This window comes from Cypionkella sp. PAMC25878, from assembly GCF_058135695.1.
The window spans coordinates 4,362,863-4,378,316 of the sequence record NZ_CM176871.1 but is presented as its reverse complement, the minus strand read 5'-3'; the positions used below and the strand labels follow the sequence as shown (position 1 = coordinate 4,378,316).

Annotated in this window: 11 protein-coding genes; 6 read left to right on the top strand and 5 right to left on the bottom strand. The window is 62.6% G+C overall.

Going from position 1 to position 15,454, the window contains the following annotated elements:
* The first annotated feature begins 24 nt into the window (after nt 1-24).
* Nucleotides 25-2,520 (top strand): ABC transporter permease, encoded by a 2,496-nt coding sequence (locus ACS5RD_RS21650; RefSeq protein ID WP_489929085.1) that lies wholly within the window; start codon nt 25-27, stop codon nt 2,518-2,520.
* A gap of 179 nt (nt 2,521-2,699) precedes the next feature.
* The gene (gene iolG, locus ACS5RD_RS21645) at nt 2,700-3,701 is read left to right on the top strand and encodes an inositol 2-dehydrogenase (RefSeq protein WP_489929084.1); all 1,002 of its coding nucleotides are present in this window, start codon (nt 2,700-2,702) and stop codon (nt 3,699-3,701) included.
* A 145-nt stretch (nt 3,702-3,846) separates the two neighbouring features.
* Here the strand turns inward: iolG and ACS5RD_RS21640 are convergent, their stop codons facing one another.
* The 3 genes from ACS5RD_RS21640 to ACS5RD_RS21630 all read right to left on the bottom strand — a co-directional run bounded on the left by ACS5RD_RS21640 (nt 3,847) and on the right by ACS5RD_RS21630 (nt 8,045).
* Entirely contained in the window at nt 3,847-5,910 is a 2,064-nt protein-coding gene (locus ACS5RD_RS21640; protein WP_489929083.1) for a caspase family protein, read from the bottom strand.
* A 4-nt stretch (nt 5,911-5,914) separates the two neighbouring features.
* Nucleotides 5,915-6,502: a hypothetical protein gene (locus ACS5RD_RS21635; RefSeq protein WP_489929082.1), complete on the bottom strand. Its 588-nt coding sequence runs from the start codon at nt 6,500-6,502 to the stop codon at nt 5,915-5,917.
* A 121-nt stretch (nt 6,503-6,623) separates the two neighbouring features.
* Nucleotides 6,624-8,045 (bottom strand): multicopper oxidase family protein, encoded by a 1,422-nt coding sequence (locus ACS5RD_RS21630; protein WP_489929081.1) that lies wholly within the window; start codon nt 8,043-8,045, stop codon nt 6,624-6,626.
* Nucleotides 8,046-8,456: 411 nt separating this feature from the next.
* On the opposite strand from ACS5RD_RS21630, the gene ACS5RD_RS21625 reads away from it, so the two are divergent.
* The 4 genes from ACS5RD_RS21625 to ACS5RD_RS21610 all read left to right on the top strand — a co-directional run bounded on the left by ACS5RD_RS21625 (nt 8,457) and on the right by ACS5RD_RS21610 (nt 12,315).
* On the top strand, nt 8,457-9,737 hold the full coding sequence (locus ACS5RD_RS21625; RefSeq protein WP_489929080.1) for a S1C family serine protease: 1,281 nt from the start codon (nt 8,457-8,459) through the stop codon (nt 9,735-9,737).
* 25 nt (nt 9,738-9,762) lie between these two features.
* Nucleotides 9,763-10,458 (top strand): response regulator transcription factor, encoded by a 696-nt coding sequence (locus tag ACS5RD_RS21620; RefSeq protein ID WP_489929079.1) that lies wholly within the window; start codon nt 9,763-9,765, stop codon nt 10,456-10,458.
* Nucleotides 10,455-11,807: a sensor histidine kinase gene (locus tag ACS5RD_RS21615; protein ID WP_489929078.1), complete on the top strand. Its 1,353-nt coding sequence runs from the start codon at nt 10,455-10,457 to the stop codon at nt 11,805-11,807. The genes ACS5RD_RS21620 and ACS5RD_RS21615 overlap by 4 nt, the downstream gene beginning before the upstream one ends.
* A 103-nt stretch (nt 11,808-11,910) precedes the next feature.
* Entirely contained in the window at nt 11,911-12,315 is a 405-nt protein-coding gene (locus tag ACS5RD_RS21610) for a helix-turn-helix transcriptional regulator (RefSeq protein WP_489929077.1), read from the top strand.
* A gap of 114 nt (nt 12,316-12,429) precedes the next feature.
* Here ACS5RD_RS21610 and ACS5RD_RS21605 read toward each other — a convergent pair whose 3' ends face one another.
* Nucleotides 12,430-13,461, bottom strand: coding sequence for a S1 family serine peptidase (locus ACS5RD_RS21605; protein WP_489929076.1), 1,032 nt, complete (start codon nt 13,459-13,461; stop codon nt 12,430-12,432).
* Entirely contained in the window at nt 13,458-15,434 is a 1,977-nt protein-coding gene (locus tag ACS5RD_RS21600) for a caspase family protein (RefSeq protein WP_489929075.1), read from the bottom strand. The genes ACS5RD_RS21605 and ACS5RD_RS21600 overlap by 4 nt, the downstream gene beginning before the upstream one ends.
* Between the last annotated feature and the right edge of the window lie 20 nt (nt 15,435-15,454).

Sequence of the window (15,454 nt, the reverse complement as noted above, 5' to 3'; positions counted from 1 at the left end):
CAGTCTCACTGCGGGAGAGATCGCGTGAGTTTGGCGTGGCGCATCGCACGGGCTGAACTGCGCGGCGGTCTGCGCGGCTTTTGGGTGTTCCTCGCCTGCCTTGCCTTGGGCGTGGCCGCAATCGCGGGCGTTGGCATGGTCCGCTCTGCCATCGGGGCGGGTTTGCAGGATCAGGGCGCAGTCCTGCTCGGCGGCGATGCGCAGGTCGAATTCACCTATCGCTTTGCCACCGCCGAGGAACGAGCGTTTCTGGACCAAATTGCGACGAAAACCTCGGAGATTGTCGACTTCCGCTCGATGGTGGTGGCGGGCGACGCCCATGTGCTAACCCAAGTGAAGGCGGTGGATGACAACTATCCGCTGCTCGGCTCGGTGCAGCTTGAATCCGGCGATCTGGCCACCGCCCTGTCAACCACCGGCACGTCCGGTGCCGTGATGGACGGTGTTCTCGCCGACCAGATCGGCCTGCGCTTAGGCGACCATTTCAAACTCGGAACGCAAGACTTCACCCTGCAAGGCCGCATCCTGCGTGAGCCTGACTCTGCCACAGGCGGTTTCGCCCTCGCCCCCCGCACTATCGTAAAAACCAAAGATTTGGCAGCTTCGGGCCTGCTGGAACCCGGCACATTGTTCGATTCCTCCTACCGCCTGCTGCTCCCCCCCAACGCAGACCTCACCGCACTACAGACCAAAGCCGAAGCCAATTTCCGCGATTCCGGCCTGCGCTGGAGCGATAGCCGCAAAGCCGCCCCCGGTGTCGCCCGCTTTGTCGACCGTATCGGTGCCTTCCTGATCCTCGTCGGCCTCGCGGGCCTCGCCGTCGGCGGAGTCGGTGTCGCAGCCGCCGTGCGATCCTACCTAGAGGCGAAAATCGCCACCATCGCCACCCTGCGCACCTTGGGCGCAACCGGCGGCCTGATCTTCCAAACCTATCTGATCCAGATCGCCGTCCTCGTCGCCTTCGGCGTCACGCTCGGCCTGATCCTTGGCGTAGCCGCCCCTCTCGCCCTCGCCAAACCGATCCAGTCCGCCCTGCCATTCCCCGCCCAAATCGCCCTCTACCCCCGCCCGATCATCGAGGCCGCCTTCTACGGCATCACCTCGGCCCTCCTATTCGCGCTCTGGCCACTGGCCCGCAGCGAACAGGTCCGTGCGGCAGCGCTCTATCGCGGCGGCCTCGCAGGCGGCTGGCCGCGGGCGCGCTATGCGCTTGCAATGCTGGCACTCGCCGCGCTCCTCGTCGTCGGCGCGGTTTGGCTGTCTGGCACCGCAAACCTCGCCCTCGGCACGGCGGGCGGCGTGATCGGGGCGCTGATCGTGCTCGCCTGCGCCGCTTGGGGCCTGACCCGCCTTGCCCGCCGCCTCGCGCGCCGAAGTAGATCGGTCACGATGCGCCTCGCCCTCGCCTCGATCGGCGCCCCAAGGGCCGAAACCACGCAAGTCGTCCTCGCCCTAGGCCTAGGCCTTACGGTCCTCGCCGCCGTTGGCCAAATCGACTCCAACCTGCGCGCTGCGATTTCCCGCGACCTGCCCACCCGCGCGCCCTCGTTCTTCTTCGTCGACATCCAGCCCGACCAAGTTGACGGATTCCGTGCCAAACTCGCCGCCAATCCTGCCGTGACCAAAGTGGAGTCCGCCCCGATGCTGCGCGGCATCATCACGCAGATCAACGGCCAAGACGCGCGCAAAGTAGCAGGCGAACACTGGGTGCTGTCGGGCGACCGGGGTGTGACCTATGCTGCAGCGCAACCCGCGAACACCAAGCTAACCGCAGGCACTTGGTGGCCCCAAGACTACCAAGGCCCACCGCAAATTTCTTTCGCCTCCGAAGAAGCCGAGGAACTCGGCTTGAAACTCGGCGACAAACTGACCATCAACATCCTTGGCCGCGACATCACGGCCAGCATCACCAGCCTGCGCGTCGTCGATTTCTCCAACGCCGGAATGGGCTTTGTGCTGACCCTCGACCCCGCCGCTGTCGCAGGCGCGCCACACACCGAAATCGCCACCGTCTACGCCGATCCGGGGGCCGAAGCGAAAATTCTGCGCGAGATTGCCACCGCCTATCCCAACATCACCGCGATCTCTGTGAAAGCCGCCATCGGGCGCGTCACCGAAGCCCTTACTGCCATCGCTCAAGCCACCACCATCGCCGCCATGGCAACCCTGCTGACCGGCTTCGTCGTTCTGATCGGGGCTGCCGCCTCGGGCGAACGGGCGCGGGTCTACGAGGCCGCCGTGCTGAAAGTGCTCGGCGCATCGCGCGCCCACATCCTCCTTAGCTTCGCCTTGCGCGCCGCCCTGATGGGGGCCGCGGCTGGCATGGTCGCCATCATCGCGGGTGGCATCGCAGGCTGGGCGGTGATGCGCTTTGTGATGGACAGCCCTTATGCGTTCGAACCCGCCTCGGCGCTGACCATCGTTATTGGGGGAATCGCGGCCACGTTGCTCGCCAGCCTGATCTTCGTGCTGCGCCCGCTCGCCAGCCGCCCCGCGCAGGTGTTGCGGTCGCAGGAGTAGCGTTGTGGAATATATATTCCAAAACTGCGCGCCTCTGACGCGCCAATTCCTGCCGATTTTTGCCGAGAATCCCGGTGAAATGCCGTATTCTCGGCAAAATCAGATTGATCTTGGCTGCAAATAGAATATCAGTTCCGCAAACGCAAACCCAGCCGGGGCTGCTGCTTTAGGAGGACGACATGACAGTAAAATTCGGGCTTTTGGGCGCGGGCCGCATCGGCAAAGTCCATGCCAAAGCCGTCACAGGCGACGCCAATGCGCAGCTTGTTGCCGTGGCCGATGCCTTCCCGGCCGCCGCGCAGGCGATTGCCGATCAATATGGCTGCGAAGTCCGCTCGATTGATGCGATTCTGGCCGCGAAAGACATCGACGCCGTCGTCATCTGTACCCCGACCGACACCCACGCCGACCTGATCGAGCAATTCGTCAAAGCCGGCAAAGCGGTGTTTTGCGAAAAGCCGATTGATTTGTCACTCGCCCGCGTCAAAGCCTGCCTTGAAGTGGTGCGCGCCAACAAAGGCACGCTGATGGTCGGCTTCAACCGCCGCTTTGACCCGCATTTCAAAGCCGTCCGCGCCGAGATAGACAAGGGCACCATCGGCACGCCCGAGATGGTGGTGATCACCTCGCGCGATCCGGGTGCGCCCCCGGTCGATTACATCAAACGCTCGGGTGGCATCTTCCGCGATATGACGATCCACGATTTCGACATGGCCCGCTTCTTGTTGGGCGAGGAAATCACCGAAGTTGTCGCCACCGCCGCCATTCTGGTCGATCCGGCCATCGGCAAAGCGGGCGATTTTGATAGCGTTCAGGTGATGCTGAAAACCAAATCCGGTCGCCAAGCAATGATCTCCAACTCGCGCCGCGCCACCTATGGCTACGATCAGCGCATCGAAGTCCACGGCTCCTTGGGTGCCGTATCGGCGGAAAACCAGCGCCCGGTGTCGATTGAGGTTGCCACCGCCGCAGGCTACACTCGCCCGCCGCTGCACGATTTCTTCATGACCCGCTACACAGAAGCCTATGCGGCCGAAATCGCCCAGTTCATCGCGGCTTTGGGTGGCAAGGGCAAAGCCGAGCCTTCGGGCGAAGATGGCCTGATCGCCTTAGCCTTGGCCGATGCCGCGCTGAAATCCGTGGCCGAAGGCCGCTTGGTGAAAATGTCTGAAATTATGTAAAATCAGTATGTTATGAATATGCGCGGCAGGGAAACTCTGCCGCGCCTAGCATTTCATCTTGGCCTAAATATCCCCGCCGGAGGCTTCCGACACTCAAGCAAGGAGCCTCTGGCGGGAGTATTTCAAAAAGAGCAAGGCGCAGACCCTACTCCGCCAACCCGGTGCGCAGTTCCAACTCGATCATCCCCGGTGCGGGGCCTGCCGTGTCATCCTCCAACGCCGTCGCACTCCGGGTGGTCTGCCCGAACCCAGCCTCGGACAATGCCGCCGACAAAGTCGAGCCGCCAAGACTGCGGGTGGTATCCAGCGCGTCTTGCGCGAGGAAACTCAGGTCCTCCACGGGCGATTGTGGCAGGGCAGGGGTCATCACCACGATCATCCGCTCATCGCCCAAAACATCCGCGCCGATCTTGAACAGCCCTTTCTTCAGCACATCGCCCGGCTGTAAGCGACCCGAAAACCAATGGCTGATCGCGTAGTCCGCAGCGATATAAAGAACATTAATATCAATAGGCTGATCCATATTGTTGCGCGCCAGAATATGCACCTGATCGTTTGGCACCAAGCGCGGTACCTCTGCTGCCTTTGCCGGCTTCAGGCTGTTTTTATCCTTGCCGGTCAGCAGTTCGACATCAACATTCAGACTGCCTGACCCCACCGCAGCGCCCAGCTTTTGCAGATTGATCGCGCGGGCCATTGTGGTCAGCGTATCGGCCAAGACCTCTCCCAACTCTGCCGCATCCTTATTTGCGGTCGACACCGAGGGCGTGGTCGCAAAATCCGCCACCAACCCGGTGGCAGGCAGCACCCAGATCGCATCCGGGCGCGGGCTGTTCTTGATCACCGCGAGCCGCAGATCGGCTTCCTCTCCGGCAGCGACATAAACCAACCGAGGGCCCGACGCCGCCTTCAACGCTTCCATCGCCGCATCAAGCGCGGTAACCACTGGAGATTGCTCGATTTGTGGTAAAGACACCGTCAGGGTAAAGTCCACATCGCTGCCGATTTTTCGCAGCAGAAAGCCTTTAGGCAGCTCCGCAGGCAAGGGCTTATTCCCCGCCAAAGCCTTGCCCTTGGCCGAAAACGTCTCGACCGAAGTCAGCGTTACAAACCCCAAAGCCGCCACATCTTCATCGGTCGCCGATCCCATCACCGCCAGAACCGCGCCCACGGCCAGCCCATGCAAAGACCCCGCCGGAATGGAAAACTCCGCCCCTTCAACCGCCCCCGTCCATTGCGAAACCCGCGCCTGCGCCACCCCCGAAAACGCCACCCGGTCCAGATCGCCCTCAAACAGCGGCGTGGTCGTGGCCAACCGCTTGGTGGCATAAGATCGCAGCACCTCTTGCCCAATCTGACCATAGCTGGCACCGGGATTCTGCGCCAACACCTCGAACAGAGTATAAGTGAACACCCCTTGTGGCACCCGCCCCGGTTTGCCTTTTGGCAGGTTCTTCTCGGGCGTCACCTCGTTGGTTTGCGCCGCAAAAAACGCCACGAAGCTGCCCATACCGGGTTTTGATGTCTCATCAAACGGCGCTTCAGCCGCAGGCAAAGCCCGCGTTGAAACCTCCATCAACTCCGCCGGAATCCCCAACGCTTCAGGCGGCAATTCCCGCAACCGAACATCATCTTCCTCCACCCCCCGCGTCACCGTGCCGGAATGACAGCTGTCAAACACCGCCCAAACATCCGCCCCCTTGGCGCGCAACCCGTCGATCATTGCGCCGATCTCATCATCAACAAGCGCGTTCTGCACACGCCCAACCGCATCATCCCAAGGCCCGATGTCCGAGGGCATGAAGGTCTCATCCAGCCCATCCAACTCGGTTTCCGGGTTCAGCGCCGGCGATTGCGAGCCATGGCCCGAGAAATGCAGATAGACGAAATCCCCCGGCCGCACCCGCGCCGTCAGATCCGCCACCGCCACCCGGATCGCGGCCAGTGTCGGGGCCTGCGCGCCCTCCACCCCATCGGCCAGCACAATCACATCCTGCGGCGTGAATTTCACCGGGCTTTGCATGGTGAGATAGGTCTGCACCAGCCGCACATCATTGGCGGGCCCCTTCAGCCAGTATTTAGGATCAAGGTTCTTATACTCCGCCGCCCCGATTAGCAGTGCGTAATTCTCGCGCGCGAAGCTGGGCGCAGCCATCAGCGCCAAGCCGATCCCCATAATCCCCGCGCGCAGTTTCTCTTGCAATGTCATGGTGTTAATTCGTCATCAGGGCATAGCCCGTGTCCAGAGGTCCAACATTTTCGACCTGCATCACAAATTCCCCGCCACTCGCCGCCGTCCAGCCGCAATAGGCGATCGGGCTGGGGTCGGTATCGGCGCAAACCAACTGGCCCGTGCTATCAAACACCCGCAGGTTCAGATCGGCCTCGCCCTGCGCCTCGACATAAATCTCGGCATAATCGCCCGCTGCAAAGCCGACGCTGGGGAACCGATCCACCCCACCGCTGGCCAACGTGCCAATGCTATACATCGGCCCCGAGACGACGCCCTTCATCCCCTCCGCCCGCACATCGCCGATCAGTCCCAGCAGCGCCGCATCGCCCGCCACCAAAGCCTCGGCTGCAGCCAGCATCGTCTCCCATCGCAACGGAGCCTCGCCGCCTGGGCCGCGAAACGCCACCGATTTGCGCAGCTTTGCTGCTGCGATCAGCAACACAGGATCGCCTTCCGCCACCCCCGCCGCATAAAGTTGCGCCGACAGTTCAGCGGTTTTCACCCCCGATAACGGAGCCGCCATTGCAGGCCAAGCCATCAGGGCGAGCAAAAGCGACAGGCGCAGCATGTTAAAGCCTCGGGTTAAAATCTTGCGCCAAAGATGCGGCGCGGCGCTGGTCCTGTAAAGTTGCCAAATCGCGGTGACGACATTTGTCACGCGCTCAAAGTCTCACGCTTAAAGATAGGGCCTAGCTGACCCGCACTTCCGTCATCATCCCGGTCGCCATATGGTACAGGTGATGGCAATGCAGGAACCAACTGCCCCGCTTATCTAGATCAACGGCCACCGTCACCATACCGCCCGGCGGCACCGTCACCACATCGCGCCGTGGCCCACTAAACCGCCCCGCCCCGACATCGACCACCTGAAAATGATGCCCGTGCAAATGCATCGGATGCATCATCATGCCGGTGTTCATGAACATCAACTCCAGCCGTTCGCCGACCTTGGCTGCAATCGGCACATCCTCGCCGTGAACTTTGCCGTTGATGGTAAAGCGATAACCCGGCTCCTCGCCCAATATCAGATGCGCCATCTGCCCCGCGTGTTCCGGCAGCGCATCCACCGCCCGCAAACCGGCATCAAAGCTGGTGTCCAGATGCGGGCTGTCTGCCGCAGCCATATCGCTCTGTCGCGCCAGCTTCGCTCCCGCCGTCACCAACACAATCCCGGTGCGCATCCGCGCGGCTTCAACCTGGGCAAAGATCGGAAACGCCCCACCCTGCGGCGGAATTTCCACCAGAAGATCCAGCCGCTGCCCCTGTGCCATCGGATAGGCCGCAGCCTGCAACGGCTGACAAGCACTGCCATCCACCGCAATCGCCGTTGAGGCCAGCACGCCTGGATCAATCCAAAACGCCGTCGCCGTACCGCCATTGATAATCCGCAACCGCAGCTTCGTGCCCGCCTCGACCTGCACCACTTCGGGGTCAGCCAAGGTGCGATCATTCGCCAGATAAGCATCATAGGCCACGTCATTGGCATGGACCATCATGCCGCCGCTCATCGCCATCCCCGCCATATCGCCGCCAGAATGATCCATCCCCGCCATATCCATGCCACCCGAAGCCCCACCCGCGTGCATGTCCGAGCCACCCAAAGCCGCCAAAATCTCTTCGGGAGTCTTAAAGCTGAAATCATGCAGCATGATGACATGCTCTTGAATATCCTCAGCATCCGCCTCGCGGCAGATCATCGGTGCGGCCATCAGCAGCTGTTCACTCAACTGGTGCGAATGCATCCAATGCGTGCCGGGGGTCAGCGCAAAATCCATCTGATCGACCGCACCGGGGGCGAGCTCTCCACCGCCGGTATAGGAGCGATCCTGCCCCTCCGCCGCCATCACCTGCCCGTGCCAATGGGTGACGATGCCACTATCGGTGTCGTTCTGGATGCCCAGTTGAAACCGATCCCCGGCGCGGCCATAAAACCCCAACTGGCCGTCATAGCCGTTGATGCCGTAAACCGTCGCGGCTCGCTCCAAAACCTCAATCTGCCGCGTGCTGATGCTCATTTCCGCCACCTCAGCCCGTGCAGGCCGCGCCAGACCCGCCAAGGGCAGGGCTGCGGCAGAGGCTAAAAATTGGCGGCGGGTGGGACGGATCAGCATGGCAAGACTCCTTGATTTGCGACAGCATAGCCCGGAACCAAGCAACGCGCTTTGCGGAAAATGTCGCATCCTTCGTCACATCTTCGCGGGATGCCCTCACCCGGTTCCGGGCGCGCACCCTCAGCATTGCTGACAGCCTCTTGCACCTAGCCGTCTTGAGACATTTCAGGCTGCCCAAAAGGCCCTGCCAATCGCTTCTTTGCTGCGCCGCAAGTGTGACAGCGCGTCCCCAGCCACCTCGCTCCTGCACCAAAGGTCATCCTTCTGCGCTCAAGTATCCCGGAGGTGAGCCCGCAAAGGCGAGGGGGCTGGCCCCCTTACATCGCCCGTCGCCCAATGACAGCCTTTGTCACGGGCAACGCAAACTCACCAGCGCTACGCTCACCGCCAAGACTTAACCCGAGGATATCCATGCCCGTTTCGCTCCCCACCCTGCGCAGCATTATCTTCGCCGTCGTCGTGCTGACCACCCCCACCCAAGCCGCCGACGCCCCCATGCTGGTAACCGCGATGGCCAAAGTGTTCACCGTCCACAGCGCTGATGCCGAAGACCGCTTCCTCGGCTCGGCCTTCCTATGGGGCGATGGCGCAGTCGCCGTCAGCAACGCCCATGTCGTGGGTAATGCCAGCGAAGTCCGCCTCACCGATGTCGCAGGTCACGAACAAATCGGCCATGTCATCGCCACTGACCGCAGCCGCGACGTGGCGGTGATTGCGGTAAAACCCCGGCAGGCCGGCCTGATCCCCTCAGCCACCCCACCGCAACTTGGTGCCGAAGTCTGGGCCCTCGGCGCCCCGCTTGACGTGGAATTCACCGTTACCGCAGGCCGTATCTCGGCCCTCAATCGTCAAACCGATCCCGCCACCCCGATCCGCATGATCCAGCACGACGCCGCCCTCAACCCCGGCTCCTCCGGCGGCCCGCTGATCGACAGCACTGGCGCGCTGATCGGCATGAACGCCCAGATCGCCGATGGCAGCCGGATGTTCATCGGCATCGCCTACGCCATCCCAAGCGCCGACCTAACCCGCATCGTGCAAGGCCTGATCACAGAGTCCCTACCGCCGATCCCAAAACTCGGCCTCACCGCCCGCCCGGTCAGCCGCCAACTGGCCGAGGCGCTGAACATCGCTGCCACGGGCTTGCTGGTCGATGCCGTAGCCCCCGCCAGCCTTGCCGAACAAGCAGGCCTCGTCCCCGGCGATGTCATCCTCGCCGTCAACTCCGCCGCCCTCACCACCCCCGGCGACCTCGCCTTCGCCGTTGAATCCGCCCAAAGCCAAAACCGCCTCGACCTCACCGTCTTGCGCGCCGGAACCGTGCTGATCCTGATGGCCGAGTTGACCGCAGAAGCCTCGCCCCTCACCCTGCGCGAGCTCAAAGCCCCCAAACGTCGCGCCGCATATACCTTGCAAGACCTTGGGCTCACCCTCAGCGACACCCAAATCACCGCCATCACACCGAACTCCCCCGCCCTCAATGCAGGGCTAACCCCCACCGAAATCATTCTGCAAATCGACGGCAAGCCCGCCGCCACCCAACGCGCCCAAAGCTTCACCCATCCCGTCCTCCTGCTCATCCAAAGCCCCACCGGCACCCGCCACGTCTTCATCGACCCTTGGGCCACGGGCAAGACACTTCACCCGGTCGGCGGAGCGAATGTGCTTGACCGCGACGTTGTGGTGTTCTGACATCTGCCAAAGCGAAGGAACCGCAATGCCCGCTCAAACTGACAGTATCCTGATCATCGAGGATGACCCTGAGACTGCCGCAGCCATCGCCTGCGAAGTGCGCGCCCTCGGCTGCACCGCCACCATCGTCCCCACTCTGCCCGAAGGCATCGCTCTCTCCGCCCAAGACTTCCGCGTCATCGTGCTGGACCGGATGCTGCCCGGTGGCGACGGCGTCGAAGCCATCGCCAAAATGCGCAGCCACGGCGCGCGAGCCATGATCCTCGTGCTTTCCGCTTTGGGGCGCGCCGCCAACCGGGTTGAGGGGCTAGAGAAGGGTGCCGACGATTATCTCCCTAAACCCTTCGAGCCCGAAGAACTCCGCGCCCGCCTGCGCGCCCTGCTACGCCGCGCCACCATGCAGGGACAGGACAATGATCTGCTGGTGTTCGGCGCGCTGGAAATCCGCATGAAAGCCCGCACCGTCCACATCAACCGCGCTCATGTCGCTGTTTCACCTAAAGAATTTGAACTGATCACCTATTTCGCCCAGAATGCTGGCCAGATCGTCACCCGGATGCAACTGCTGGAGAACGTCTGGCACCTGCATTTCGACCCCGGCACCAATGTCGTCGATGTCCATGTCGGCCGCCTGCGCCGCAAGCTTGAGGAAGCCGGATCGCAAGCCATCCAAACCGTCCGCGGCGAAGGCTATATCTTCGCGCCACTTCCCGCCCCATGATCGCCCGCTCCACCCTGAAACTCGCGGCAACCATGGCCGTCGCCATCAGCCTGCTGTCACTGCTGGCGATGGTCCTGCAGTATCGCCTTGTAGAAACCCGACTGACCGAGGCCACAAAGGCGGCTTTGAGCGCCGATCTCGCCGGATATTCTGCACTTTACCAACAACGCCGCATCATCGCGCTGCGCCAAGCCATCACCGACCGCGCCAACACCGGCAGTGAACTGCTGCTGCTGCAAGACCGCAATCACACCCGCCTCGCAGGCTCCGAGGCCGACTGGCCCGCTGAAATCCAACCGCAAGGCCCACCCTCAGCTGATGTCGACTTTTCCAGCATGCAAGCACAACGCTTCGCCCACCAAGGCACTGAATGGCTCGGCGTGGCGCGTATTTTACCCGGAGGCTTCCCCCTACTGGTCGCCCGCTCTCTTGCCCCTGTCGAATCCACCCACGCCAGCCTGCGCAAAGGCATGGCCGTCCTCAGTCTGGTCCTGATCGCCGCGGGCGCGCTGATCGGCACCTTAGCGGCCAAATCGGTGATGACCCGCATCACCCGCCTCAACACCCTTGCCGATCAGGTGGCAAGCGGCGATCTCACCGCCCGCCTTCCGGGCCCGCGAAGCCCGGATGAATTTGGCCTGCTGGAAACCCATGTCCATGCCATGCTCGACCGCATCGAAAACCTCAACCGCGCCACACACCGCCTGTCTGATACCATCGCCCACGAACTGCGCACCCCGCTCAATCGCATGATGCAGAAACTCGCCCAGATCGAAGGCCAACCCGCTCTTGCCGCCGATCTCAAAGCCGAGATGCGCAACGCCATCCGCATCTTCGATTCCCTGCTCGACATCTCCCGCGCCGAGGCCGACCAAGGCAGCGGCGGCGGCCTGCTGCGGGTTGATCTCTCCGCCGTTGCCGCCGAGGTTTGGGATCTGTACGAACCTCTCGCCGAAGACAAAGGCCTGCGCTGCACCCTGCAAACCGAGGCCGATCTGCACGTCCTTGGCGACCGCAACCTCATCGCCCAGATGCTCGCCAACCTGATCGACAACGCCATCAAATATTGCGCCCCCGGCGACAGCCTCACCCTCACCCTCTCCCAAGACCCTGACCACCATCGCCTGACCCTATCCGACTCTGGCCCCGGCCTGCCCCCCGATCTGCGCAACGCTGCTTTCGAGCGCTTCACCCGCGCGCCCCGCGACAAAGATCGCGGCATCCAAGGCCATGGCCTCGGTTTGGCACTGGTCCGTGCGATTGCCGCAAGACACGGCGCGAAGCTGACACTGCCGGAGGTAGAGAGAGGCCTGACGGTGGAACTGTTGTGGCCGAAGCTATTGGGGTAGAAATTTAATGTAGCTTTTAGCTGCATCTGGCTCGACAAGCCGCAAATGGCTGATAATTCAAAGCCACGGTGACATACTCGATGTGATTACAGAGGTTTAAGCCATGTCTTGGCAGTTTTGGAAATCGTCGCGGCCCGTGACGTTGCCAAAGTCAACAGACGGCACCACGGAAATGGTATCCATCCCCCGCGCCGAATATGACCGCCTGCGCGCGGCAGCCGAGGATTTGGCCGATCTGCAAGCCTATGACCGCGCCAAGGCCGCTCTGGCATCTGGCGAAGAAGAATTGATCTCCGCCGCCTACGCCAACCGCCTGCTGAATGGTGACAGCCCTCTGCGGGTCTACCGCGACCTGCGCGGCCTGACCCAAGCCGGGCTTGCCCTGCGTGCGGGCGTCAACCGCGTGACGGTGGCCGAGATTGAAACCGGGCGCAAACAAGGCTCCATCGCCACCCTGCGCAAACTGGCAGAGGCCTTGGGCGTCACGCTGGATGACCTTTCGGTGTGATCTGCAACGCCGTTTTTAGACAGCGCAAAGCGTTAACAATTCCTTATCTGATCATCGTAACAATCGGAAAATAAATGGATTTTCTTACGGTCCCAACTCGGGACCGCCCCATTTTCACGGATTTTCGCTGATCACCTGATCCAGCCAACGCACAAATTTCGCAGTCTTCGTATAGGCCGAAAACAGCGCCTTCTCCTCGCAGCCCTCGCCCGTTTTCGCGGTCAGCCCCCAACTTACAATCCCGGCCTGAATATACGTTCCATCCTCCAGCGGCACCACCAAAGGCCCGCCACTGTCGCCCGAACAGGCCGTCTTGCCGCCCTCGAACGTGCCCGAGCACAGCATATTCTCACTCATCGGCGGCGGGGCTTTTCCAACCAGTTCATCCCAGATCTGATAAGCATCCTCATCGCGCAAACTGAGAATCCCCGCCGCAAAGCCAAACCCCTCCGCCGCCGCCTCCGTCCGCGCCGCCATCAAAGATTGATTGCACAGCCCCCGGTCGAGTATCTGTATCTCCGTCTCATGCAAAGCCTCTGGATGCCCGCCACCCTCTACCAGCCCCCAGCCCGTCACGACCGTCACCACACCCGGCTGATCCAAGTCATCACCAAACGCGGCGTCGGGCACCTGAATGACCTGATGCGGCAACCGCGGCGCGCGGGCCAGCTTCAAGAGCGCGATGTCAAAATCAAACCCGGTGCCGACATAATCGGGATGCCGAAACACCCCTTTCACCGCGATCACCTCACCCTTGCCCGCCGCGATGATATTGCTGCCCAGCATCACCGAGATATCCTTGGGGTCCAAATCCCCCCAGTTGCCCTGCGCGTCCTGCATATGGACGCAATGCGCGGCGGTCAGCACCCAGTCCTCCATGATCAAACTGCCACCGCAAAACTGCGCGTCCGGCCCGACGGGCGCACCACCGACCAGCAGCGCCACCTGCCACGGCCACGCCCCGTCTGCCGAGACCTTGCCGCCCAGAACCTTGCCCCCTGTCGCGGCTTTTGCTTCATGTGCCGCCTTGGCGCCGCTTTTCGCCCAAGCAAACGCTGAGGGCGGCGATTGTTTGAAATCCGGTTTTACCTCGGCCAGCGCGGGGGTCGTGAGGGCTAGCAAAGCCAGCATGGATGTTTTCATCATTTATCTCCCTGTGGCGCGGGGCGGATCCGCATCGCTTGGCGAATCATCAGCAATGGCGCGGGTTTGGCGGAAAAGCTGCGGGTGGCGGTGGGGTCGGGGTTAAGGCGGTTGGAGAGCCAATCCCCGCCGCCGCGCGTCATTGCAGGGTCGGCGAGGGTGGTCAGATCAACCCGCGCAGCACCCGGTTCAACGGGAACTGCGAGCACGAGGATGTCTTCATCGACAGGGGGTGAGTTTGCGTCGATCTGGAACCCCGCTTTGCCGCTTTCTCCGGCGGCAAGGCGGTTGGAGAGGCCTTCGGCGGGCCAAAGCGGCGTGATGCTGAAATCGGTGTTGAAATAGAGGATCGAGATATCGAGATCACGACCGAATTGGTTCTGGAAGCCCAGCCAAAGCTGATCGCAGGGCTGCACGGCTTTGGCCGGATCGAAGGGCTCGGCAGGGCCTGGCGTGGCGCAACCGGGCGCAGGCTTGCGCTGCCAGTCCAGTTTGAGCGGGGCCACTGCTGTGAGGCCGCGCCCTGCTACTGAGGCGAGCAAGCGACGCAGGCGGACATTATGCGCGGCCTGCGCCAAGGTGCGCGCAACGGCGAGGGCGGGGGTGTCACCATCTTGCAGGGTGATGTGGGGGGTGGAGCCGGGGCCTTTGGGGTCAAGCTGACCGTCGGGGCCTGCGACGGCGATGTGGCCATCGGTCAGGATTGGGGTCAGGTCGGGGGTGGTTTGGGTTGCGTAGGGGGCTAGGGCGACGATCCATGGGGTGTAGTCAAAGGCATCGTTCGGGTTGGCAAGCTGGGCGGCGGCGAGGCGCAAGGCGGGCGGGCTTGCTGGTTGGTCCAGTTCGGCCCAAGCTGTGGCGGGTGCGTCTGGGGGCAGGCTGCTGCTGCGGGCCTCTACTTTGGTCAGGGTCACTTGCATCAGTGCCGTGCCGCCTTCGGGGGTGGCATAGAGCGAGAGTTCATCGCCGGGGTTCAGGCCTTGCAGCAGGCCTGCTTTGAGGATGCCATTTCGGACGAGAAAGCGCTGTGGGGCTGGAGTGCCGAACAAGTTTTCAGTCAGCATCGGGCCTTCGCCATCGGGCATTTGCGCGGTGGTGCCTTGCTGCATTGTGGCGGCTGTCGCGGCCAGAATCTGCGCCCACGGGGCTTTTGGGCTGCTGCGCAGGACTTCGGCGAGTTGGCGGGTGAAGGCACCTTGCCAGAGGTCGCTGTCTCCGACGGGGTATTCAAACGAGCGTTGGTCGGATTGCGAGGAGTAGAGGAAGGCGAAATCGCCACTGAGGGGCGGCGCGGGGACGCTGCGGGCGGAGGCGACGTTGTCGGGGATATTGAGATCAGCGGGGCTAAGACCACGGGCCACGGCTGCATTGTTCGGCAGGCCGCGAAATCCGGTGTCGGAATGGCAGGCGTCGATCAGGCCGATCAGTTTGATGCCGCGCGACAGCAAAGGCTGCGCCCAAGCCTGCAATTCGTCATCTGTTAGGGCGTTTTCAACTGTGCCGACATCGCCCTTCCAGCCGGCGGCATCGGCGGGCAGGAAAATCTCATCATAGCCGCCGCCCTCATCGCCGCTTTGGTCGGGGGCCTGTGCGCCGTGGCCAGAGAAATAGAACACCACGGTATCGCCGGGTTGGGCGCGGGTTGAGACATTGGCGAGGGCGGTCAGGATGGCGGCTTTGGTGGTCGGCGCGGTGGTGACGCCTGCGGGCAGGTCGGTGGGGTCAGAGGTGAGCACCGCGATTTCGGGTGCCGGGATGCCACGCGCGATCAGCACCTCGGCCATCAGGCGGACATCGTTAACTGGGCCTTTCAGGTCTGCATCTAAGGTCAGATAATCGCTGACCCCAACCAAAACCGCGCGCAATTCAGCGTGGGCCGGGAGCGGCAGGGCGGCCAGCAGGCCAGCTTGCACAATCTTGCAAAGGGTTGATCGAAATATCTGCAACATAGGGGCAGAATAGCCGGGTTGCGGCATCGGGCAAGCGATCTTGCGGG